This window comes from Sporosarcina cascadiensis (assembly GCF_009650995.1).
GTDB classification, from domain to species: Bacteria; Bacillota; Bacilli; order Bacillales_A; family Planococcaceae; genus Sporosarcina; species Sporosarcina cascadiensis.
Map to the genome: position 1 here is coordinate 274,591 of NZ_WHVV01000003.1, position 23,252 is coordinate 297,842.

Below are 23,252 nucleotides of genomic sequence, written 5' to 3' on the forward strand. Positions count from 1 at the left end.
TTTGTATGCAACCTGCTAAATGCGATGTTAAAGTAAAAAGCGGGCTTATGCTTCATGCCAAGCACTGCTCACTACTTGTACTGTGAAGTCAAATTTCCAAACTCCAGCCACAACCTGCAGAGCCTTAATTTTTTAATAATCTATGACAACTGTTCACACCATATACTGTTCTCTGTCTCATCCTATTGAAAGCGGCCGCTTCATCCTGTAAAATGTTGAAGTGATGAACTGGAGGTTAGCGACAATGCAGACGATATCTATAGCACAGGTGATGCTATCGATCTTGATATTTATTGTTATGTTCTTCGGCATCGGCTTTTTGCTGAATATGCTGTTGCGTATGACGTGGCTCATGGCCATCATTTATCCGATTGTAGTCATTTTCATTATTGATGATGTACCGATGTATCAATACATTACCAAGCCGGGATATGCTTTCGGCGAGCTGGGCTCGAATATTATGTCTCTTCATGCAGTGGACATTGTCATTCTGGCAAGCGGAATGGTTGGAGCGATTATTGCAGGCTTCGTTATGAAAATCTTGCGTAAACAAGGATATCAAATGTTTTAAAACATCGGTTGCACAAATTAGAAAAAACACCAGCGGATTCATTTGACCCGCTGGTGTTTTCATGTTTATAAAATGACTGTATACGTGATAATCGAAATCGCAATGCCGGTCAGGGCGCCAAAAAATACTTCATTCGGCTTATGGCCCAGTAATGTTTTTAATTCCTGCATTTTTGTTTCGTTATCCTTCTTTGGCCAATCTTTCAGATCATCGACAAATATTTGGAAATCAGCACGCATTTGATTTATGATGATTGCTTGCTGACCCGCCTGATAGCGGATTCCTGTCGCATCAAACATTACGATAACTGCAAAAATTGCGGATACAGCAAATAATGGTGATTGCAGTCCTGCTTCAAAAGCAATGGCAGTTGTCAATGCAGTAACAGCTGCTGAGTGAGAGCTGGGCATGCCGCCTGTTGAAGTCATTAAACCAAAGTCCAGTTTACGCGTTAATAAGAAATGAATAGGGATTTTTACAAATTGAGCAAATAAAATGGCAAACAGCGCTGCGAGGAGCGGTATGTTTTCAAAAATAGCCAAATGAGTCCACACCCTTCGTTCCGTTTATTGAGAACAAGTATACCATAATCGTAACATAACGAAATGAATATCCCCAATCCTTGCCATTGGAACCAATAAACTCAGTAGTCTATACTGGTAGAGTGAAACTTATGGAAAAGGGAGGACAATAACTGTGATTACAATTGAAACTGCAACAAGCTTTGATCAACAAGAGGTGGACGTACTCATTATCGGAGTACCCGATCATCCGGAGAATATAGAAGGCTGGGACGCATTCGTGAAAGCGTTTCATCCGTCGGTGCCTGAATGGATCAAATCACATGATATACAGCAGAATTTCAAAAAGCTGACGAAGATGCCTGCACTTTCTGAGCAGATGTATAAAAGAGTCTACTTTATCGGAGCAGGCAAGCAGAAGGAACTTACTGAACAGCAGGTGCGCGAATTATTTGCGGCCGTAGGAAAGCAGCTTCATCAGGACCGTGTGAAAACAGCTGCAATCTGGACAGCCCCTTTTGTCAATGAAGAGCTGGACTGCGAAGATATTGCCTTTTTGGCTTCAGAAGGAATCAGTATGGGTGCATATGAATATGAAGGCTTTAAAACTACTTCCAATGAAGCTGATGTGCCGCTGGGTTCTATCACATTCATTTCGAATGCTGACGACAAAAGCGTCAAAGCTGCAGCAGAAGTCGGCATGGTCAATGCACACGCAGTCAATGAAGCGCGGACGCTTGTTAATATCCCGCCTAACGTTCTGACTCCGTCTAAAATGGCTGATTATGCGCGTGAATTGGCTGAAAGCTATGACCTGGAGATTGACGTGCTGGGCAAAGCAGAAATGGAAGAGCTGGGCATGGGTGCGATTCTTGCAGTCAATCAGGGTTCTGTGGAAGAACCGCAGCTGATTGTACTGAAATACCAGGCAACCGAGGAGTGGACTGACGTCGTCGGTCTGGTCGGCAAGGGCATCACGTATGACAGCGGTGGCTACTCTCTGAAGCCGCGTGAAGGAATGGTGGGTATGAAAGGTGACATGGGCGGTGCAGCGGCTGTATTGGGTGCTATGTGCATTATAGGAGAGTCCCGTCCGAAGAAGAATGTCATTGCAGTGATTGCTTCGACGGATAATATGGTATCAGGCGCTGCGTTTAAGCCGGATGATGTCATCACTTCATTGAGCGGCAAGACCATCGAAGTCCTGAACACGGATGCGGAAGGCCGTTTGGTGCTGGCAGACGCTGTGACTTATGCCAAGCAGGCAGGAGCGGAATATCTGATAGATGTCGCGACGCTGACCGGCGGTGTCATTGTGGCGCTCGGAAATGACAAGACCGGTACACTGACGAACAATGAGGAATTTTATCAGCAGTTTGAAGAAGCGGCGGAAGAAACGGGAGAATTCATCTGGCGTCTGCCTCTGACGGAAAGTGATAAGAAGCGAATCCGCAAAAGCGTTGTAGCAGACTTGAATAATTCACCGGGACGTGACGGCCATATGATTTTCGGCGGCGGATTTGTAGGAGAGTTTGCAGAAGATACACCATGGATCCATCTGGACATAGCAGGTACTTCCGATGCGGCAAGTCCGCATGTTCTCGGTCCAAAAGGAGCTACAGGGGTCATGGTGCGGACGCTGGCTGCTTTCATTGAGCGTCTGGGAGCAGAAAAAGAGGAATAATGGCAGTAGGCGTTTTCCCCAGTCCCTTTTTTATGCTGGGCATAGGATAAAGGGAAAGGGGGAGCAAATATATGTCAAGAAACAATTACCGAGGCGGTCACGGTGGAGGATATGGCGGAGGATACGGCGGCGGAGGGAACTTCGGTTTTGGCTTCGGCGGCCCGTTCCTTGGAGGGCTCGTCGGCGGATTTTTAGGAAATGCAATCTTCCCGAGTTACGGTTATGGCGGCGGAGGATATGGCGGAGGATATTATCAGCAGCCATACCCGTACTATCCGCCGTACTATAACCCTTATTATCCTTATTATTATTAATAGAAAAACACGCAGAGGATTTACTCCTCATGCGTGTTTTTTGCTAATTCTGCACGTTGCTTGTCAATTGCTATTTTCAGATCATCACCAACCGTTAATTCAGTCGGTTTCACACCGGACATATAAGCCGCGCGACTCATCAAGTGGCCGCCTATCGGGGAAGTGATGAACAGAAAGGCGATTCCGAGAACAAGCGATATACTGAAGTGTCCTTCATTCCACCAGAAGTGGAAGAAGACACCGAGCAATAGACTCATAACTCCGAGCGTAGCACTCTTGGAAGCTGCGTGTGCGCGCATATAAACGTCCGGGAGCCGTATGATGCCGACAACCGTGATGATCGTAAAAATGATCCCCACTACGACGAGAGCGATGATAATACTATCAGCTATCAGATCCACGATCGATAATCTCTCCTCTCTCAATAAATTTCGAGAAGGACACTGTGCCGATGAATGACATAATCGCAATCAGTAAGATTACATCGATAAAGAAAGGTGTGTCAAACAGAATGGACAGCAGCGCAATCGCAGAAATCAGCATAACGCCGATAGCGTCGAGTGCAATAAGTCTGTCCGGCACAGAAGGTCCTTTCCATACGCGGTACAGCAGGCCGAGCATCGACAGGATGACCAGTACTAAACAAACAGTATAAAATATGTTCATCCCCGGCGCACCTCCATGATCGCTTTCTCGAATGTGTTTTTAATAGAGTCAATTGCTTCATCGACATCGTTTACGTCAATCGCGTGAATATACAGTGTCCGCTGATCATCTGAAACGTGAAGGACAATCGTTCCCGGTGTCAAAGTAATCAAACTGGACAGCAGTGTAATTTCCCAGTCATGCTCCAGATCAGTCGGCATAGCGAAAATCATTGGCTGAACTGTTGACAGATCAGGTTTTATAACGAGCATCAGCACAGAAATGTTCGACAGGATCAGTTCTTTCAGAAAGATCAGTGTCAGTTTAATGGCTGACCAGATACGCCAGATGTAGAGGCGGTCCCTGAAGTAACGGCGTGTCATGATGATCATGAGAAGCCCGATAATATATCCAATAACAAACGTAGAAGGTGTCAATGAACTATTCATGAACATCCAAACGACTGCAATGAAGAAATTTAAAAGTATCTGAAAAGCCATTGACCTCTACTCCTTTAACACCGCATTAATATAGATGGAAGGGTCGCGCAATACATCGGCTGCATCCGACATATAAGGCATGAGCCATTCCGCTCCCACTCCGTAAGCAACTGTAACAACTGTCAGCAGCACAGCCGGCACCATCATATGACGGTACTTGGCTGCATCAATGGAAGGCAGCACATTGGCTTTCTCGGGAGCACCCCAGAAAGCGTAAATGAAAATCCGCATGACAGACAGCAGCACAATCAAACTGGAAGCCAGAATGACAATGCTTCCAAAAGCGTTCTCTGCCTGGAAACCGCCCTGGACAATCAAAAGCTTGCCGATAAATCCGCTGAGAGGCGGAATCCCGGCCAGACCGAATGCTGCAACTAAATAGGTCCATCCGAGCGCTGGGTAGGTCTTAATTAAGCCGCCCATTTTGCGTAAATTTGAAGTTCCTGTGACATAGATGATGATTCCGATCAGGACGAACAGCGCACCCTTGATCAGCATGTCGTGTATCAAATAGTAAACAGCGCCTTCTAATCCAGGCGTATTCATCTGTGATACACCGAATAAAATCACGCCGACTGCAATGATGATATTGTAAATGATAATCTGCTTCAGATCAAAGTAGGCAAGTGCCCCGATACAGCCTGCGACAATCGTCAATACTGACAGGATCATCAGGAATTCATGGGTAAAGCCGATATCGTGAACGAAGAACAGCGTATATGTACGTGTGATGGCATAAACGCCGACTTTTGTCAGCAGTGCCCCGAACAGCGCAAGAACTGGAATCGGCGGCGCTGCATAAGATCCCGGCAACCAGAAGTACAATGGAAATATGGCTCCTTTGATTCCAAATACAATCAGGAAAAGAATTGCGATAACGGAAATGATGCCGGGCTGATTAATTTCTGCAATTTTCACCGAAATATCCGCCATATTCAATGTACCGATGATGGAGTACAGATAAGCGACAGTAATGACAAACAGTGCAGAAGATATTACGTTCACCAAAATATACTTGATGGATTCGCGCAGCTGTCTCTTTTCCCCGCCCAAGACGATGAGCAGATACGAAGCGATCAGCAAAACTTCGAAAAATACGAACATGTTGAATATATCGCCTGTTGTAAATGCGCCGTTAATCCCGGTAATCATGAATAGAATTGCCGGATAGTAGAAAAAACGTTCACGCTCGCTTCCAATGGATTGGAAGCTGTACAGGACGACAAAGAACGTAATTAAAATCGTTGTTGTGACGAGCAGTGCGGAAAGCATGTCTGACACCATGGTGATACCAAACGGTGCAGGCCAGTTTCCGAGGGTCACCGTCTGAATCCCGTCGGCTTTCACCGTGGCAATCAGCCAGAATGAAGCCAGCAGACTAAGAACCAATCCGATCAATGTCAAAACTCTCTGGATGACTACCTGCTCTTTAAAAAACAATAAAATCATCGCGAAAAAGAAAGGAATAATGATCGGAAATAGAAGAAGATTAATCATGTTCATCATTTCCTCTCAATTCATTCATATTATCGGTCTTGTGAACCGCATACATCCTGTACGCCATGACGAGAATTACTGCAGTCACACCGAAACTGATGACAATTGCTGTTAAAATCAGCGCCTGCGGCAGGGGATCTGCGAAATCAGTTACCCCGTCTATCAGGACAGGAGGTTTGGAACCGCTGAGACCGCCCATCGTTAAGATCAGTAAATGTGCACCGTGACTCAGCAGGCCGGTACCTAAGATGACTTTCAGAAGACTTCTGGAAAGTATCAAATAGACGGCTGCGGTAAATAACACACCTATAAGTATAGAAAGCATCAGTTCCATCAGCTATCGCCTCCAATCGATTGAATAATCGTGATGGCGGAACCGACGACTACCAAGTAGACACCGCTGTCGAACAGCATGGCCGTATGAAGCGACGTCTTTCCAAACAGCGGCAAATAAAAGTCATCAAATGCATGCGTGAAAAATGGAACATTAAAGACAATTGAACCGGCTGCAGTAGCCAATGCTAGCACTAAACCGATTGCCGTAACAATTGTAAAGTTAAACGGCAGGATCTGCTGGATGGTCTTCAAGTCGAATGCCAGCAGCAAAAGTATGATCGCGCCGGTAGTCAGCAAACCGCCGACGAATCCTCCGCCCGGTGCATAATGTCCAGCGAAGAATATATGAATCGAGAACAGGAAGATGATGAAAAACACTACCTTGGCTGTAGTTTGCAAAATCACGTCATTCGTTTTCATCGGTCGACTCCTTTCTCGATACACGCAGGCGGATCATGCCGAGCACCGCAATACCTGCAATCGCCAGAACGGCAATTTCAAATAATGTATCAAATCCACGGTAATCCACGAGAATGACGTTGACAATATTACCGCCGCCCGCTTCGGTTGCCACCGTATCTTTATAGTACTGCGAAATAGAAGGGATCAGTTTCTGTGAGTGGCTGGACAGGGCTACAAGCGTTACCATGACACCGACACTCAGCGAAATGATTAAATTCACCAATTTGTTTTTTGTTGTTTCGCCATGATTATTCAGTGCCGGCAAGTGTTTGAATGCCAGCAGGAATAATGCGACGGAAACGGTCTCAATTACGAGTTGTGTTAAAGCCAGATCAGGTGCTTTAAAGATGACGAAGAACAGTGCGACGGAATAACCGACACCGCCGAGTGCGATTATCGCAGCCAGACGGGACTTCGCAAACACCACGAACCCAACAGATAACAAAAGAATTAAGCCGTTCAATACAGCGTATACAGAAATTTCCGCAAAGCTGTTCATGTCTACAACAAATGCATCTTTTATAAATAGCAGTGCAATAACTGTTACTGACAGGAACGCAAACATATACAGCAGATATGTACGGATGATGCCTGTCATGAATAGGCGTGACAGACGGTTCATTCCTTTTTCACTGCCGCGCATCAATGCGTCATAACCTTCATTGAGTGACAGTTTTGCCGGCTGAATTTTATACAGCGGCTGCCATTTTGGAATCGTTAGATACAGCAGGGTACCGAGGATCACGATGGCCACTGTCAGCCAAAGCTCTGCAGAATCAAAACCGTGCCAGGCTGTAACGTTGATGTCCACTGCTGAAGGGCTGTCGTATAATGTCGGCTGGACCGCCATGACAGCCGGTTTGATCAGCCACTTGCCAACCAAGTTGGGAATGAAGAAAATAATGATCACCAGGCCAGCTAAAATAACAGGCGCGGCGAGCATGCCGGCCGGCGCTTCATGCGGTTTCTTCGGCAGCTGGTCAGTTTTAATCTGTCCGGTAAATGTCTTCAGTACAAAGTACAGGCTGTAAGTAAAGGTGAATACGCTTGCAACCCAGGCAATGACAGGGAACAGAATGCCCCATGTATCAAAGTTGAACAGTTCAAAATGCCGGACTGCGAGCATGGATTGTAAAAACATTTCTTTACTCAGGAAACCGTTAAACGGCGGCAAACCGGCCATCGAAAGCGAGCCGATCAGTGCTACCGTAAAGCTTACAGGCATCAGACTCATCAAGCCGCCTAGCTTGCGGATATCCCGGGTGCCTGTTTCATGATCGATGATACCCGCAATCATAAAGAGACCGCCTTTAAACGTGGCATGGTTGATCAGGTGGAAGATTGCCGCATACGTTGCGAATGTAAAGATGTCCTGCGTCGTATGGTAAGTAATCGCACCGGCTCCGAGAAGGGACATGATCAATCCTAGCTGACTGACTGTGGAAAACGCTAAAATGGCTTTCAAGTCTGTCTGTTTTACTGCAAAAAATGAACCCCAGAAAAGTGTCAGTAAACCGATGCCGGTAACGAGCCAGATCCATGCGGATGAAGCGCCGAAAATCGGTGTAAAACGTGCTACTAAGTAAATCCCTGCTTTCACCATTGTGGCGGAGTGCAAATATGCGCTGACTGGAGTAGGCGCTTCCATTGCATCAGGCAGCCAGATGTAAAACGGGAATTGAGCCGATTTAGTAAACGCGCCGAGCAGGATTAATACAAGAGCTAAAGTGAAATAAGGCTGACTTACTAACTCCGGAGCCTGCACAATTAATTCGCGTATGGAGAACGTATCCCCCATTATGCTGAGCAGGATAAAGCCTCCGAGCATCATCAATCCGCCGAACACGGTAATCATCATCGACTTCAGTGCGCCAAAACGCGATTGATCGCGGGTGTACCAAAAACCGATCAATAGAAACGAAGATATGGATGTTAGCTCCCAAAACAAATAAAGCGTCATCGTATTGTCCGACTGCACGACTCCCAGCATAGCGGTCATAAAGATCAGTAAATAGACGTAAAAGCTGCCTAAGTCTTCTTTATGCCTGTCCATGTAAAAAACAGAGTAAAGTACGACTAACGAACCGATGCCGGTAATTAATAGCGTAAATAATAAACTAAGTCCATCTATGTATGAAGTAAACGTTATCCCAAGCGATGGAATCCATTTTAATTCAGAAATAGCATGACCGCCATCCATCGTCAGTGGAATGAAACTCAGGTAGTAGGCGAACAGTACAAGCGGAACCAGGATCACGAACCAACCTGTATGAATCCCTTTTACATATTTATAAGCAAAAGGAATAAGTAATGCGAAGATCACAGGTAAAAAAATCAATAACACGAATTCCAAGTGAATCCTCCTTCCGTCCATATTCAGTATTCATCGTATTTATAAAAGTCCGACAGCCTATGTGTGGACGTAATTGTTAGTATAGCGCAAAACATTTCAAATTGCATAGACAACAATTGACCATTTATTGCTTTATTCGACTTCCTTCTTATATTATTAGGAGGGTGAAAAAATATTTTTGGGGTGTCTTATGAAAAATCCATATTTGTTCGGTTATTTACCTTTCGTTACCGTTGTACTCTTCAGCTTAACGTTCGGAGTCTACAGCGTTGGCGAATCCATTATCTTTTTTAAAGAAATCGGTCTGTATCAGGGGATGCGCGAGTTTCTTTCAGATTTCCAGCTGCGGATATTTTTGCTGACGATGTACACGTTGTTGTTTTTCATGTTGTTTGCTGCGTTAAAGCTGATTGCGACGACCATTCATGAAACGGCCTTATTATTTTTCTTAAGAGAAGAGGCAGATGCTTCTTACAGTGCTTCCAGATCTGGCGCAGTTATTTATTTTGCTGGAGCATTGATTTCAGTCTTTGGAATTCAGTCATGGAAAGCGCTTGTCCTGATTTTTATCATTACCACATTTGTCTATTTTATATATGTGGTATATAAACTAAGCCCCTTTATGACATTAACGAATACGGTCGGACTGATTTTCTTTCAGATCGTCGTTTGGAGTGTGTTGCTCACTGTCTTAATTTTTATTATCATCAGGCTGTATAATGGCTTGCTAGCGAGTATCCCTTTATCTAATCCAATCAAATAAAAACCCTGTTGATCCAGTTGTTGCCTGGATCAACAGGGTTTTATTCCTGCAGTGTAGCGGAGAATGCACGCAGATGAATTTTTTGATCACGCAGACCGGGAATAGATGCCGGCTTATCATAACCGATCCAAACTGCTGAAGTATACCGGTCATTCATACCGAGCACCCATAAGTCTTTAAATGCATCAGTTGTTCCGGTCTTTGCGCCGGTATATCCGGTAGAATACGAAATCCCCCGGCCTGTGCCGTGCAGCACGACATCTTCCATAAGTGAGCGTATACTTTTTACAGTAGAGGGAGACCAAATAGGTTTTTGCGTTTCTTTCCATTTATATAGTGTATTCCCTTGAATGTCCTTTACGGCACGAATCGCATGGGGAGTTTGATAGCTCCCGTCGACAAAGCTTGTGGTGGCGCTGGCCAATTCCAGCGGCGTCACTCCTTTAGAAAATCCGCCAAGTGCAGCAGGATAGCTGCGGTCTGCTTTGGATACATACTGAAAATCAAAAGATTCCAGATAAGAGAAAGCATTGTCAATACCGACACGCTGCATCAGACGGACGGCTGTCGTATTATAACTATTGCGAAACGCTTCGCGCACGGAGGTCGTTCCGAATGAATAGCCGCCGAAGTTGCCAGGACAATAACTATATATGCAAATATTGCTGCTGTTGACAGGTGTATCTGCATGATACGGTCCGCTTTCGAAAAATGGTGCGTAAACGAGCAGGGGCTTAATAGCCGAACCGGGCTGCCGCACTGCTTGATAAGAACGGTTGAAATCGGTTTTTCTATAACCTGAGCCCGCATAAAGACTGACGATTTCCCGTGTTTCATTGTCAATTACCGCAGCTCCGGCCTGCACACCGCCTGTTCCGATTAAGGCTGAGAGCCGGTTTTCGTCATGTTGCTGCTTTGAAGGGTTTAACGCCGTTTCAATGACCAGGCCCTGCCGTATCACTTCGCCTGCACGCCTGTTGATTTCATTCTGCCAGCGTTCCTGTTCTTCCGGTGTCTTGGCTTTCTTGAGAGAATCATTCAAGCCTTCAGAACGTGCAATCAGCTGTTTTAATTCTTCCAGGACGTATGAGCTGTACATCGGAAAATCCTGTTCTTTTTTCTTCACATTCAGCGTAATCGGCAATTGTATATATTCAGCTGACTGCTCAGGCGTAATCACTTGCTCATTTACCAGGACAGCAAGCAGACGTTCCTGACGTTTTTTCGTCCGGTCAAAATGTTTTAACGGGTCGTAATAAGAAGGGTTGTTTGGTATAGCTGCCAAAAAAGCGATTTCCGCCTCATTCAGTTTATCCAGAGGCCGGCTGAAGTAATAGGTAGCCGCACCGCCAATCCCATACACCCGATTGCCGAAGTACATTTCATTTAGATACATCTCTAAAATATCATCTTTAGAGGACTGCTTTTCCAATTCAGCCGCAAGGAATAGCTCCTTGAATTTCCGTTCATATGTTTTTTCAGTCGACAGATAGCGCATGCGGACAACTTGCTGGGTGATCGTGGAAGCCCCTTGGCGGACGTCGTCTGTAGCAGTATTAATGGTGAAAGCCCGAATAATTGCCGCTACGTCATAGCCACGGTGTTCATAAAATGTCCGGTCTTCACTCTTCAGGAAAACCTGCCGTGTGAAATAAGTCATGTCTTTCAAATTAACAGGACGCCGCCACTCGACATATTCTTCAGCAAACATGGCGCCGTTTCGATCTTTCATTTGCACCGGCACCTCAATCACCGGCGCCTCCAGCTGAACAGCTTCGCGGATGGAATTGTGCAAAACCTCTGTCTGTACAGTTTCTGCCTGAATTTGATTTTGAATAAACAACAGCAGTGGAATGCAGGCTAATGTAATGATTAAGCCGAATAACTGTCTCAAACCTCCACCAGCCCTTCCTAATAAAATCCGAATAGTACTTTAGAAAAATATAACATATATTACGCAGGAGTGAATGAGTACAGAATAGTGCAAACTTAGAAGTCATCAGAAAAAAACCCCGTATATCCTGTGCGGTATACGGGGCGGAATCTATACTTTTCCGTTGGCCTCATTTTGCCGGTCTTCCAGGTAATGCTCAAAATCCTGTGTCGGTTTTCTGATGGCCATAGTCAAAAATCCATAACCGATGATGAACAGTACGCCCGTCACGATAAAGACTGCCGGGATGCCGATATAACCGCTGACGATTCCACCGAACATCGGGCCGATAATATTACCGAGGAAACGGAAACTGGTGTTATATCCCATGACTTCTCCCTGTACTTCGACAGGTGCTTCACGCCGGACGAGCGCTGTTGTAATGGGTATCATGCCGCCGGTCGAGATGCCGAATAAGAAACGCAGCAAGACCAGCTGCCAGAGGGAAGTGACGAAAGCCTGCGGAATAATGAAGACAAATGACAGGATCAGTAAAATGCCGAGTATCTTCTCGTAACCGAGATCATCCCCGAGTTTCCCCCAGACTCTTGCGAACAATAAGTTGCCGAGCCCCGTCGCACTGAATGTCAAACCTGCGAGAAACGCTACATTCGTCGCGGCATGGGTCAGATCAGCCACATAAAGTGAAAGCAGCGGCTGGATACTGAAGTTACCTACTTGAATCAAAGTGGTCACAACCATTATGTTGAACATTAAACGATGTTTGAACAGACCGCCTAAAATAACTTTGCGCGAGTACACAACAACTCTGCGTGCTTTCACACGGTGTTCTTCCTTAATTCCGACTAATACGAGAAGTGTCGCGATCACAACAGAAACAGATGTGATAATGAACGTATAACTGAATCCGAAACTGTCGGCCATGATACCGCCTAAAATCGGACCGAACAGCATACCCGCCACGCCGCCCATCTGCAGCGTACCGAGCATTTTACCTGCTTGTTCACGCGGCGTCTGAGAAGAAATGAATGCCAGCGAAGTCGGTAAAAAGCCGGTAACCAGTCCATTCAATAAGCGTAATACAAAAAATACCTCAACCGAATTTACAAACCCCATTAAAAACACGGAAATGGCAATACCAAATCCGTTAATCAATAAAATCGGCTTAAATCCGTAACGATCGGCAAAACGTCCCCAAACAGGCGACATGAGCAAGGCAGTAATGAACGTACCGCCAAAAATCAACCCCGCCCATCTTTGAACATATTCCTCCGAATAGTTACCAAATGTATCTATATATAACGAAAGAAAAGGCATAATCATCGTCATCGTGCCCGAAACCAAAAAGTTGGTTACCCAGATGATAATAAAATTCTTCTTATGTCTACTCAAAAGCTGGACCACCTTTATAAAATTGTATAATAAACAGTATAAAACAATTCGGCAACCGAAGGAAACATAGTGCTTGTACATTCAAAAGCGGAGACGGCTGTTCAGCTCCGACAGGCACTGGAGGTCTTAAAAGAAAGGCGCTCTTTGCCTTTCCTTTAAGACTGAAGTGACCTGAGGAGCTAGCCGTCGCAGCTGGATGTCACCAAAAGCGGAGAGCGCCGTTTAGCCTCGACAGGCACTGGCCGACTAAATTCGCCGCGTCCTGCGGCAACGTCGGCACTAGTACATCCTGTACGTCGGAGTCTTAAAAGAAAGGCGCTCTTTGCCTTTCCTTTAAGACCGAAGTGACCCGAGGAGCTAGCCGTCGCAGTTCCAAAAAAAATCTGTCAACTAACTGTCACAAGTACAATTATCGAAATCCATGAACATTTATGATAAACTGTTTTCATGAACAAACCACTACAAAATGTAGACATGCACGTAAATCAGAGGAGGAATTCCATGTACCCGCAATTATCAACAGAAGTAGCAGAAAACGAAGCACTAGTTGTGATGAACACCACAATGGGACCTATTAAAATAAAGCTTTTCAAAGAGCAGGTGCCGAAGACGGTTGAAAACTTCCTGACGCACGCGGAAAACGGCTACTACGACGGAATCATTTTCCACCGTGTAATCCCTGACTTCATGATTCAGGGCGGAGACCCGACTGGAACAGGAATGGGCGGCGAAAGTATCTACGGTGATTCATTTGAAGATGAATTTACAATGGATTTGTTTAACCTTCGCGGAGCACTTTCTATGGCGAACGCAGGCCCGAACACAAACGGCAGCCAATTTTTCATCGTACAGGCATCAGCTTTAGCGGGTGCATCTCCTGATCAATTGAAAAAAGGCGGCTGGCCTGAGGAAATCGCAGAAGCGTATGCAGAAAACGGCGGCACACCGCATCTGGATCAAAAACATTCAGTGTTTGGCCAAGTAATTGAAGGAATGGATGTAGTGGACAAAATCGCAGGTGCAAAACGCGATCGCCAGGACAAGCCGAAGGAAGAAATCAAAATCGAGTCGATTGAGATCGTACAAAAATAAACAACAGCCAGCAAGCAATAGGGGGAAACCAGAATGAATTTCGTTTTGTTAATGCCTTTCCTATACTTTCCTGAAGATAAAGCAGAATACATTCCGGCTGCCATCTCATTCGTCATTTTCATGATCTTGATGCTGTTTGCATTTCGCTGGATCATCAAAAAATCAAAGCGGCAGGAAGAAGAAACGAAAGAGCTCGAGCAACGCATTCTTAAAGAACGGCAACAAAATAAAAACCAAGAACATCCCGTCGATTGAACGGGATGTTTTTTCATTTAACGCAAAAGATTCATTAAACACAGATATTTGTCGAAAATGTGGCGGATTCTCTTTTTTCTTACCAAATGCTATGCTATGATAAAAGAAAACAAAAATAAGGTGACAAATCGTGCAAACCGTGGAAATGAATAAAAGGGCAGCCATGTTGTTAAAACAATGGGATCCATTTGGGGCAGGGGCAGAGGCGTATGAATTGGAAATCACAGATGTCCTTTCCTCATTGCAACATATTGACCATCCGACAGACTTAGCCAAATGTATCCGTGAAGTCTACGAGCACTCTTATGAAATTTGGATTCCTTTAGAAAAATGCATGGACATATCTTATAAATTATTGGCGGTTAAGTATAAAGCCAAGTGTATTGTCTAATTTCAAATCTACCAAAACCGCCCTTTTCCAGAGTGGCGGTTTTTTGTTCAACTGCCGGAAATATGGTATACTATGAAGCGGCCGCAATGGCAGACTAGATACTATAGAGTGGGAGCTGTTTTGCATGTCTCATAATTTTGCAGTAGGAGATGAGCTTACCGGTAAAGTTACCGGCATACAGCCATACGGCGCGTTCGTCGCATTGGATGCTTCAACGCAAGGGTTGGTGCATATCTCTGAAATTACGTACGGATTTGTCAAAGATATTCATGAATACTTGGAAGTGGGACAGGAAGTTCATGTCAAAGTGCTCGATGTTGATGAAAAGGCGAGTAAAATCAGCTTATCAATCCGTGCTTTACAAGAGCCGCCCAGCTCCTACCAAAACCATCACCGCTCTCGCCAATCCTTGCAGGAACGTGTGGATCAGCAAGATGCAGATGGGTTTAATTCACTCAAAGACAAGTTAAAAGATTGGATCGAGCAATCGGGCCATTAAAAACTCGCGGATGCATTCAGTTGCTTCCGCGTTTTTTTATACAATACTTAAAGAGGTGTACTTTGACTTCAATCCCATTATCTTTCATAATTAGATATGTAAACGCTATCATAAACTATGTTGATAATAAAAGGAGGATTTGATTAATATGATTCCATACAAGCATGAACCTTTTACCGATTTTACAGTCATGGAAAACCGCAGAGCCTACGAAGACGGACTTCGGACAGTAGAAAATTATTTGGGGCAAGACTATCCCCTGATTATTGACGGAAAGCGGATTATGACGGATGAAAAAAAAGTATCAAACAATCCTTCTGATAAAAAAGTGATTATCGGCAATGTGTCGCAGACTACCCGGGAGTGGGCTGAGCAGGCTATGACAGCTGCAAATGAAGCATTTGAAACATGGCGTAAAGTGAAGCCGGAATATCGTGCTGATGTGCTGTTTAAGGCGGCTGCGATTGTCAGAAGGCGGAAGTTCGAGTTTTCTGCCCTATTGACGAAAGAAGCAGGAAAGCCATGGAATGAAGCTGATGCAGATGTAGCGGAAGGGATTGATTTCCTGGAATATTACGGCCGTCAAATGCTGAAGCTGAAAGACGGCATACCTGTGGAAAGCAGACCGGGTGAATATAACCGTTTCGATTATATTCCCCTCGGCGTCGGTGTGGTCCTGTCTCCTTGGAATTTTGCGTTCGCTATTATGGCGGGGACCACCGCCGCAGCGCTCGTTACAGGCAATACCGTTTTATTGAAACCTGCTTCAACTGCCGCTGTCACTGCTTATAAGTTTCTGGAAGTGCTGGAACAGGCGGGTATGCCTAAGGGAGCCGTCAATTATATTCCGGGTTCCGGTTCGGAAATTGGAGATTATCTGGTCGATCATCCTTCAACCCGGTTTGTTTCATTCACTGGTTCCAGAGAAGTAGGAACACGGATTTTCGAACGTGCAGCAAAAGTACAGGAAAGTCAGAAGTGGCTAAAGCGTGTGATAGCGGAAATGGGCGGCAAAGATACAATTGTAGTAGACAATGAAGCAGATTTGGAACTGGCTGCGCAGTCCATAGTCAATTCGGCATTCGGGTTCAGCGGACAGAAATGCTCAGCTTGTTCACGAGCCATTATTCATGAAGAGGTATATGACGAAGTAGTTGAACGTGTTGAGAAGCTGGCCAAGTCATTTCTTTGGGGTGATCCGACAGACGGGGAGAACTTGGCGGGTCCGGTTATCGATCAGGAGGCATACGATAAAATCATGGAATATATTGAAATTGGCAAGGCGGAAGGACGTTTGATTGCCGGCGGGACAGGAGATAACGCGAAAGGTTATTTTATCGCGCCGACGGTTTTTGCGGATGTAGACCCGCATGCACGGATTTCACAGGAAGAAATTTTCGGGCCGGTCGTTGCGCTGTCGAAAGCTTCTTCATTTACGGAAGCGATTCAATTTGCAAACGATACCGATTATGGATTAACAGGTGCTGTCATCACGACGAACCGCAGCCATATCGAACAAGCGCGTGAAGATTTCCATGTCGGCAATCTATATTTCAACCGTGGATGCACAGGCGCAATTGTCGGGTATCAGCCGTTTGGCGGTTTTAATATGTCCGGCACCGATTCTAAAGCAGGCGGGCCGGATTATCTGCAGCTTCACATGCAGGGAAAGACTACCTCGGAAATGTTGTGAGCAGAATGAAAGGGGGGAAGGGATATGACAAAATCAGAAAGAATCATCGAGCAGACGGAAAATTTCGGCGCGCCGAATTATACACCACTGCCGGTCGTCATTTCGGAAGCAGAAGGAGTATGGGTGAAAGATCCGGAAGGCAATAAGTATCTGGATATGCTCGCGGCTTATTCGGCTGTCAATCAAGGGCACCGCCATCCCACGATAATTCAAGCGCTGAAAGATCAGGCGGACCGTGTCACACTGACTTCACGTGCGTTCCATAACGATCAGCTGGGGCCGTGGTACGAAAAAGTATCCGTTCTGACCGGTAAAAATATGGTGCTTCCAATGAATACGGGAGCAGAAGCAGTGGAAACTGCAATAAAGGCGGCGAGGCGCTGGGCGTATGAAGTGAAAGGCACGCCAAAAGATCAGGCTGAAATCATCGCATGTATCGGAAATTTCCACGGACGTACGCTGGGGGCTGTTTCATTGTCGTCTGAAGCAGAATATAAAAGAGGATTCGGTCCTCTGCTGCCCGGCATCAAACTAGTGCCGTACGGAGATATAGAAGCATTGAAGAATGCGATTACGCCGAATACGGCAGGATTTATCATCGAACCGATTCAAGGCGAGGCAGGCATTCGGATTCCGACGCAAGGATTTTTGAAAGAGGCAGCAGAGCTTTGTAAAAAAGAACAAGTTCTCTTTATAGCGGACGAAATCCAGACGGGACTTTGTCGTACAGGGAAAATGTTTGCATGTGACTGGGAAGAAGTCGTGCCGGACATATATATTCTGGGCAAAGCATTGGGCGGGGGAGTATTTCCGATATCTTGCGCAGTTGCAAATGACGATGTGCTGAGCGTTTTTAATCCTGGATCTCACGGCTCGACATTCGGAGGTAACCCGATGGCATGTGCTGTCTCGATTGCATCGATCAATGTACTGGAGAAAGAAAATTTGGCAGAGAAGTCCGCTGAACTTGGTAAATATTTTATGGACGAATTGCAAAAAATTATACACCCTTCTATAAACGAAGTTCGCGGCAGAGGACTTTTCATTGGAATGGAACTGAATGAAGCAGCTCGTCCCTACTGTGAAAAACTGAAGGAATCGGGCTTGCTGTGCAAGGAAACGCATGAGACGGTAATTCGCTTTGCTCCGCCGCTTACCATTACCAAAGAGGAGCTCGACTGGGCGCTGGAGAAAATCCGCAACGTGTTTCAGACTGAATAAAAGTCAATTTCATCAATGAATTCAGAAAAGGTTTAGAATTCAGGGTGGAATTCTCAAAACGCACGTGCTATAATATGGCCGTGAAAGACAATACCAAACAAAGAGGCGAACCATACAATGACTGAAAACCTGAATCTATTTACGTCTACGCAAGTTGTCATCAAAGAAGCACTTGAAAAGTTAGGCTATGATGAAGGAATGTATGAACTACTGAAAGAACCACTGCGTATGGTGGAAGTACGAATTCCTATCCGCATGGATGATGGAAAAACAAAAGTATTTACGGGTTACCGTGGCCAGCACAATGATGCGGTCGGACCTACAAAAGGCGGAGTTCGTTTCCATCCTGGAGTTACTGCCGATGAAGTGAAGGCGCTTTCTATGTGGATGACGCTGAAAGCAGGAATCGTCGACTTGCCGTATGGCGGCGGTAAAGGCGGAATCATCTGTGACCCGCGTGAAATGTCGATGGGCGAGTTAGAACGTTTAAGCCGGGGATATGTTAGAGCGCTCAGTCAAGTGATGGGGCCTGCAAAAGATATTCCAGCACCGGACGTCTTTACGAATTCACAGATTATGGCATGGATGATGGATGAGTACAGTGCGATTGATGAATTTAACTCACCGGGATTCATTACAGGTAAGCCGGTAGTATTAGGCGGATCACATGGCCGTGACCGTGCGACTGCTGAAGGTGTAACAATTATTATTAACGAAGCGGCAAAACGCCGCAATATCGATATGAAAGGCGCCCGTGTCATCGTTCAGGGATTTGGTAACGCAGGTAGTTTCCTTTCTAAATTCCTTCATGACGCAGGAGCGAAAGTAATTGGTATTTCTGATGCTTACGGTGCTTTGCATGATCCGGATGGTTTAGACATCGATTACTTATTGGATCGCCGCGACAGCTTCGGTACTGTCACTACATTATTCGACAACACGCTGACAAATGCGGAGTTGCTGGAGATGGATTGTGATATCTTAGTGCCGGCTGCCATCGAGAACCAGATTACTGAAAAAAATGCACATAACATCAAGGCGGATATCGTAGTGGAGGCGGCAAATGGCCCGACTACATCTGAAGCTACGAAAATTCTTACAGACCGTGGAATTTTATTGGTACCTGACGTATTGGCTAGTGCCGGCGGTGTAACCGTTTCATACTTTGAATGGGTACAGAATAATATGGGCTATTACTGGACTGAAGAAGAAGTGCGCGATCGCATGACGGAAAAAATGGTCACAGCATTCGAAAATGTATATAATGTTGCGACTACTCGCAATATGGATATGCGTTTGGCTGCTTATATGATCGGTGTAAGAAGAACTGCTGAAGCCAGCCGTTTCCGTGGCTGGGTTTAAGTAAATCAAAATAAGGCATCTCCTCTATGATGAGGAGATGCCTTTTATCGTTATTCAGCTGAAGGAACCGGCGCCTGTTCCTCTTCATCCCGATGCCAATAATTGAACAGTACACCAAGTGTCAATAAGCCGGACAATCCAATAATTACATATAAAAAACGGGCAAGCGGCTGGTAAGCGCCTTCTGTTAATTGGGCGATCACGTCAAAACGGAAAATACCGACGACGCCCCAATTTAAAGCACCAATAATCGTAACGGCTAATGCTAGTTTTTGAAGTGTTTCCATACGATCTCCTCCTAAAATCAAGTATATCCCAATTCCAGAACACTATACTTGCATCGCAAATACATCTTTTTCATAATAGAGACAACACGAAGGAGGAATTTGAATGGATAACTTTGTATTTCAGAATCCGACAAAGCTCATATTTGGCGAAGGACAGCTACAACGCCTTCCTAAAGAACTTAATACTTACGGTAAAAGAGTGTTGCTTGTATACGGTGGAGGCAGCATCAAGCGCAATGGTTTATACGATGAGCTCATAAAGATATTTGCCGACAATGATTTTAAAGTCACAGAAATGGCTGGAGTAGAACCTAACCCTCGTCTGTCAACCGCAAAACGCGGAGCAGATTTGTGTAAAAAGCATAATATTGATGTGATTGTCGCTGCTGGCGGCGGTTCAGTTATTGACTGTACAAAATTAATTGCTTCTGCTGCTAAGTATGACGGAAACCCTTGGGATTTCGTAATGGGGAAAGAAAGACCGAAAGAAGCACTTCCTTTTGGAACAATCTTAACACTGACTGCAACCAGTTCAGAAATGAATGCCGGTTCTGTTATTACAAATGAAGAAACTCAGGAAAAGTATGGCTGGGGCGGACCGCAGAACTATCCGAAATTCTCCATATTGGACCCTGCTTATACACTTACGGTGCCGATAGATCAGACAGTCAACGGAATTGTAGACACGATGTCACATATTTTTGAACAATACTTCCATACGGCAGATCAAGCGCCGTTTCAGGATGCAATGTGCGAAGCAGCTTTGCGTCAAGTCATGGAAATTGGCGGGAAGTTGGTGAAGGACCCTGATAATCTCGAATTAAGAGAAGCCATGATGATGGCAGGAGTCTGGGGACTGAATGGATTCCTATCGATGGGAACAAGAGGAGACTGGGGCACGCATGATATTGAACATGCAATTTCTGCGGTTTATGATATCCCTCATGCCGGCGGTTTAGCGATCCTATTCCCCCATTGGATGAAGCAGACATATACCCGCAACCCGAAACGTTATGTCCAGCTGGCTGTGAATGTATTCGATGTAGATCCCGCCGGTAAAACAGATGAGGAAATTGCAAAAGAAGGCGTTGATCGTTTGAGCGCTTTTTGGAAGCAGATCGGGGCGCCGTCATCGCTTGCCGATTATGAGATTGATGATTCGAAGCTGGAATTGATAGCGGATAAAGCGGCTGTCAATGGCCCGTTAGGCGGCTATGCAAAGCTGTCACGTGATGAAGTACTGGAATTATTGAAAACTTGTTTATAATAGAAAAAGCAACAAGTCTGCGGGCTTGTTGCTTTTTCTATGGGTAAATGACAAGTTCCACCGACTCTACAAACGACAGAGTTGTCAGTTCTACATAGAGGGAGGAAGTAGACTTCTTCGGAAGGGCAGAGAGTTTAAACTGTAATTCATGCCGATATTGGTGCTGCTCAGTCTGAAACTGTCTAATTCTCATATGGTCGATTTCCATACTTTCTTTTCTGAGATATTCTACGAGTTCTTCAATCTTGGATTTATCTGATATGATAACGATGCAGGACGCTTCCTTCATTCGTAAACGTCTTGGTCCAAACCGGCTTAAAAATGGCGCAATCATTTCTATGACCAGCATGACACTGATTACTGCAAAGAAAGCTTCTATATAGAATCCTGCACCAACAGCAATTCCGATACCTGCTGAGCCCCATATCATCGCGGCTGTTGTGAGACCGGTGATGTTGTCGTTGTCTCTTCTGAGTATAGCACCGGCCCCCAGAAATCCGATCCCGCTGACGATTTGTGCTGACAGACGCAGCGGATCCATTGTAATATTGATATCATCTCTTGCCGGTACCAAATAAGCCGCTTCCATCGAGATGATAGTTAACAGGCAGCTGAACGTAGCGATTACAGCACTTGTTTTCAATCCGATCGGTTTCTTTTTTATTTCCCGCTCGACGCCGATGATTAAACTTAGTAAAAGCGCAATTCCAATCTTCATAACTGCTTCTAAATTAAATGATTCAGTTAGCAAGCCCGTCATGTTTCATCCTCCTTTATTGACGATTTAATCGAAAATGCTTTGGGTGGATATTTTTGAGTGCTCATCTTTACTTCCTATTGTATAGGGTAGAGTGATAGAAAGAGAAGTGAAATGTTGTGAATAAACCAGTGATTCATCCGTATATACCCATTGCAATTGGCGTTCTGACTGTAGGCTTATCTGCGATCTTCGTCAAATTGACAACTGCTGATGCCGGAGTTACTGCATTTTATCGTATGTTTTTTTCGGTAGTTATTATGCTTCCCTTATTTTTATTATCTTATAGAAGTGAACTTCGGGACCTTAAAAGCAGAGACTGGCTGTTCTCCGGGTTAGCAGGCCTCTTTTTAGCTATTCACTTTGTGCTTTGGTTTGAATCGCTGAATTACACTTCCGTTGCCAGTTCGACGGTGCTGGTTACTCTGCAGCCGATCTTCGCATTAGCGGGCACAGCATTGTTCTTTAAAGAAATTATTACAGGAAAAATGCTGACAGCAGTTTTAATTGCGCTCACAGGAAGTGTTATTATCAGCTGGGGGGATTTCCAAGTCAGCAGTACAGCTCTTTTTGGGGATGTATTGGCGCTGTTAGCCTGCGGTTTTATTACAGCTTATTTATTAGTAGGGCAGGATGTGCGTAAAAGAGTATCGCTCATTACCTATACATTCCTCGTATATTCCGCAAGCTCTATTATACTATTCGCATACGTTCTATATGAACGGCAGCCGTTGATCAGTTATCCTGCTTCTGACTGGATGTGGTTTCTAGCATTAGCACTGTTACCAAACCTTTTGGGTCATTCGCTTTTTAATTGGGCAATAAAATGGGTCAGTACGAATGTAATCTCTATCACTATTTTATTTGAACCGGTAATTGCCTCCGCGGCCGCTTACTTTGTCCTGCGTGAAAATATCACAACTACTCAATTAGCAGGGGGAATCGTTGTTCTGGCAGGGATTCTGCTGTTTATAATAGACTTCAAAGAAATAAATAAAAAACTTTTTACGAAAAAGGCTTGATTTCTATATTGAATCTATTGTATATTAGTTCTTGTCGCTTGGGACGCACATTAAATCAACGAAAAAACTTTTAAAAAAACTTGTTGACTTAAAGTGCCGCTGAGTGTAATATAGAGAAGTCGCTTTTGCAGGACAAACCAAATGAACCTTGAAAACTGAACAGCAAAACGTTAACGAAATACAGTTTGTGCACTCTAGTGACACAAACAAAATGAGTATCTTAAATGATGCCAGCAAGAAACTCGAGCTAACTCGAATCTTTCTTATACTTACTGGCTGTCGAGATGTTGTGGAGTGCTAGGAGATGAAGAAGAGAAGGAAGGAGCGTGCTCATGGCACGTGACTGACTGATCGACTGAAATCGACGACGCAATCCGCGGCGTATCGTCAGCCGGTCTTATGGAGAGTTTGATCCTGGCTCAGGACGAACGCTGGCGGCATGCCTAATACATGCAAGTCGAGCGGAACTTCAGG

General features: G+C 45.0%; 25 protein-coding genes and 1 rRNA gene. 14 read left to right on the forward strand and 12 right to left on the reverse strand.

The genetic code is table 11. The features are described from left to right. Window positions 1–244: 244 nt before the first annotated feature. Window positions 245–571 carry a YuiB family protein gene (locus GDZ68_RS05285; RefSeq protein ID WP_153721209.1) on the forward strand — a complete coding sequence of 109 codons (327 nt, stop codon included), beginning with the start codon at window positions 245–247 and terminating at the stop codon, window positions 569–571. A gap of 65 nt (window positions 572–636) precedes the next feature. Here the strand turns inward: GDZ68_RS05285 and GDZ68_RS05290 are convergent, their stop codons facing one another. Beyond that, window positions 637–1,113 carry a divergent PAP2 family protein gene (locus GDZ68_RS05290; protein WP_153721210.1) on the reverse strand — a complete coding sequence of 159 codons (477 nt, stop codon included), beginning with the start codon at window positions 1,111–1,113 and terminating at the stop codon, window positions 637–639. 154 nt (window positions 1,114–1,267) lie between these two features. On the opposite strand from GDZ68_RS05290, the gene GDZ68_RS05295 reads away from it, so the two are divergent. After that, the gene (locus GDZ68_RS05295) at window positions 1,268–2,776 is read left to right on the forward strand and encodes a leucyl aminopeptidase (protein ID WP_194841064.1); all 1,509 of its coding nucleotides are present in this window, start codon (window positions 1,268–1,270) and stop codon (window positions 2,774–2,776) included. Window positions 2,777–2,847: 71 nt separating this feature from the next. Next, window positions 2,848–3,090, forward strand: coding sequence for a hypothetical protein (locus GDZ68_RS05300; protein WP_153721211.1), 243 nt, complete (start codon window positions 2,848–2,850; stop codon window positions 3,088–3,090). Between the two features lie 20 nt (window positions 3,091–3,110). Here GDZ68_RS05300 and mnhG read toward each other — a convergent pair whose 3' ends face one another. Genes mnhG through GDZ68_RS05335 form a run of 7 tightly spaced genes read right to left on the reverse strand, consistent with a single transcriptional unit; the run spans window position 3,111 to window position 8,883 of the window. Next, complete coding sequence (gene mnhG / locus GDZ68_RS05305) at window positions 3,111–3,491, reverse strand: monovalent cation/H(+) antiporter subunit G (protein ID WP_153721212.1); 381 nt, start codon at window positions 3,489–3,491, stop codon at window positions 3,111–3,113. After that, the gene (locus tag GDZ68_RS05310) at window positions 3,475–3,756 is read right to left on the reverse strand and encodes a Na(+)/H(+) antiporter subunit F1 (protein WP_153721213.1); all 282 of its coding nucleotides are present in this window, start codon (window positions 3,754–3,756) and stop codon (window positions 3,475–3,477) included. Before GDZ68_RS05310 ends, mnhG begins: the two co-directional genes overlap by 17 nt. Beyond that, window positions 3,753–4,235: a Na+/H+ antiporter subunit E gene (locus GDZ68_RS05315; protein ID WP_153721214.1), complete on the reverse strand. Its 483-nt coding sequence runs from the start codon at window positions 4,233–4,235 to the stop codon at window positions 3,753–3,755. Before GDZ68_RS05315 ends, GDZ68_RS05310 begins: the two co-directional genes overlap by 4 nt. 6 nt (window positions 4,236–4,241) lie before the next feature. Continuing rightward, window positions 4,242–5,732, reverse strand: coding sequence for a Na+/H+ antiporter subunit D (locus tag GDZ68_RS05320; RefSeq protein WP_153721215.1), 1,491 nt, complete (start codon window positions 5,730–5,732; stop codon window positions 4,242–4,244). Further along, complete coding sequence (locus GDZ68_RS05325) at window positions 5,725–6,066, reverse strand: Na(+)/H(+) antiporter subunit C (protein WP_153721216.1); 342 nt, start codon at window positions 6,064–6,066, stop codon at window positions 5,725–5,727. Before GDZ68_RS05325 ends, GDZ68_RS05320 begins: the two co-directional genes overlap by 8 nt. Beyond that, window positions 6,066–6,488, reverse strand: a complete 423-nt coding sequence (locus GDZ68_RS05330) for a Na(+)/H(+) antiporter subunit B (RefSeq protein ID WP_153721217.1) — start codon at window positions 6,486–6,488, stop codon at window positions 6,066–6,068. Before GDZ68_RS05330 ends, GDZ68_RS05325 begins: the two co-directional genes overlap by 1 nt. Continuing rightward, the gene (locus GDZ68_RS05335) at window positions 6,475–8,883 is read right to left on the reverse strand and encodes a Na+/H+ antiporter subunit A (RefSeq protein ID WP_153721218.1); all 2,409 of its coding nucleotides are present in this window, start codon (window positions 8,881–8,883) and stop codon (window positions 6,475–6,477) included. The genes GDZ68_RS05330 and GDZ68_RS05335 overlap by 14 nt, the downstream gene beginning before the upstream one ends. Before the next feature lie 190 nt (window positions 8,884–9,073). Between GDZ68_RS05335 and GDZ68_RS05340 the strand changes: the two genes are divergently transcribed. Further along, window positions 9,074–9,646: a YufK family protein gene (locus GDZ68_RS05340; protein WP_153721219.1), complete on the forward strand. Its 573-nt coding sequence runs from the start codon at window positions 9,074–9,076 to the stop codon at window positions 9,644–9,646. A gap of 40 nt (window positions 9,647–9,686) precedes the next feature. Here the strand turns inward: GDZ68_RS05340 and GDZ68_RS05345 are convergent, their stop codons facing one another. Both GDZ68_RS05345 and GDZ68_RS05350 read right to left on the reverse strand, forming a co-directional pair. Beyond that, window positions 9,687–11,540, reverse strand: coding sequence for a transglycosylase domain-containing protein (locus tag GDZ68_RS05345; RefSeq protein ID WP_153721220.1), 1,854 nt, complete (start codon window positions 11,538–11,540; stop codon window positions 9,687–9,689). Window positions 11,541–11,690: 150 nt separating this feature from the next. Further along, window positions 11,691–12,932 (reverse strand): MFS transporter, encoded by a 1,242-nt coding sequence (locus GDZ68_RS05350; protein WP_153721221.1) that lies wholly within the window; start codon window positions 12,930–12,932, stop codon window positions 11,691–11,693. A 501-nt stretch (window positions 12,933–13,433) separates the two neighbouring features. Here GDZ68_RS05350 and GDZ68_RS05355 point away from each other — a divergent pair. The 7 genes from GDZ68_RS05355 (at window position 13,434) to GDZ68_RS05385 (ending at window position 19,445) form a co-directional block, all read left to right on the forward strand. After that, window positions 13,434–14,024 carry a peptidylprolyl isomerase gene (locus GDZ68_RS05355; protein WP_153721222.1) on the forward strand — a complete coding sequence of 197 codons (591 nt, stop codon included), beginning with the start codon at window positions 13,434–13,436 and terminating at the stop codon, window positions 14,022–14,024. 33 nt (window positions 14,025–14,057) lie between these two features. Next, window positions 14,058–14,279 carry a hypothetical protein gene (locus GDZ68_RS05360; protein WP_153721223.1) on the forward strand — a complete coding sequence of 74 codons (222 nt, stop codon included), beginning with the start codon at window positions 14,058–14,060 and terminating at the stop codon, window positions 14,277–14,279. Window positions 14,280–14,409: 130 nt separating this feature from the next. Further along, entirely contained in the window at window positions 14,410–14,670 is a 261-nt protein-coding gene (locus tag GDZ68_RS05365) for a DUF1871 family protein (RefSeq protein ID WP_194841066.1), read from the forward strand. A gap of 124 nt (window positions 14,671–14,794) precedes the next feature. Beyond that, window positions 14,795–15,169 (forward strand): S1 domain-containing post-transcriptional regulator GSP13, encoded by a 375-nt coding sequence (gene yugI / locus GDZ68_RS05370; RefSeq protein ID WP_153721224.1) that lies wholly within the window; start codon window positions 14,795–14,797, stop codon window positions 15,167–15,169. Between the two features lie 148 nt (window positions 15,170–15,317). Beyond that, window positions 15,318–16,862 (forward strand): L-glutamate gamma-semialdehyde dehydrogenase, encoded by a 1,545-nt coding sequence (gene pruA / locus GDZ68_RS05375; protein WP_153721225.1) that lies wholly within the window; start codon window positions 15,318–15,320, stop codon window positions 16,860–16,862. 24 nt (window positions 16,863–16,886) lie between these two features. Beyond that, complete coding sequence (locus GDZ68_RS05380; protein ID WP_153721226.1) at window positions 16,887–18,083, forward strand: ornithine--oxo-acid transaminase; 1,197 nt, start codon at window positions 16,887–16,889, stop codon at window positions 18,081–18,083. Window positions 18,084–18,200: 117 nt separating this feature from the next. After that, window positions 18,201–19,445, forward strand: coding sequence for a Glu/Leu/Phe/Val family dehydrogenase (locus GDZ68_RS05385; RefSeq protein ID WP_153721227.1), 1,245 nt, complete (start codon window positions 18,201–18,203; stop codon window positions 19,443–19,445). A gap of 50 nt (window positions 19,446–19,495) precedes the next feature. Here the strand turns inward: GDZ68_RS05385 and GDZ68_RS05390 are convergent, their stop codons facing one another. Next, a complete protein-coding gene (locus GDZ68_RS05390) occupies window positions 19,496–19,732 on the reverse strand; it encodes a DUF378 domain-containing protein (protein ID WP_153721228.1) in 237 nt (78 codons plus the stop codon). A 103-nt stretch (window positions 19,733–19,835) separates the two neighbouring features. Here GDZ68_RS05390 and GDZ68_RS05395 point away from each other — a divergent pair, with 103 nt between their 5' ends. Then, complete coding sequence (locus tag GDZ68_RS05395) at window positions 19,836–20,999, forward strand: iron-containing alcohol dehydrogenase (protein WP_153721229.1); 1,164 nt, start codon at window positions 19,836–19,838, stop codon at window positions 20,997–20,999. Between the two features lie 37 nt (window positions 21,000–21,036). Here GDZ68_RS05395 and GDZ68_RS05400 read toward each other — a convergent pair whose 3' ends face one another. Next, a complete protein-coding gene (locus GDZ68_RS05400) occupies window positions 21,037–21,759 on the reverse strand; it encodes an MgtC/SapB family protein (RefSeq protein ID WP_153721230.1) in 723 nt (240 codons plus the stop codon). Between the two features lie 116 nt (window positions 21,760–21,875). Here GDZ68_RS05400 and GDZ68_RS05405 point away from each other — a divergent pair, with 116 nt between their 5' ends. Both GDZ68_RS05405 and GDZ68_RS05410 read left to right on the forward strand, forming a co-directional pair. Further along, window positions 21,876–22,778, forward strand: a complete 903-nt coding sequence (locus GDZ68_RS05405) for a DMT family transporter (protein WP_153721231.1) — start codon at window positions 21,876–21,878, stop codon at window positions 22,776–22,778. A gap of 396 nt (window positions 22,779–23,174) precedes the next feature. Beyond that, window positions 23,175–23,252 (forward strand): 16S ribosomal RNA (locus GDZ68_RS05410); the annotation flags it as partial.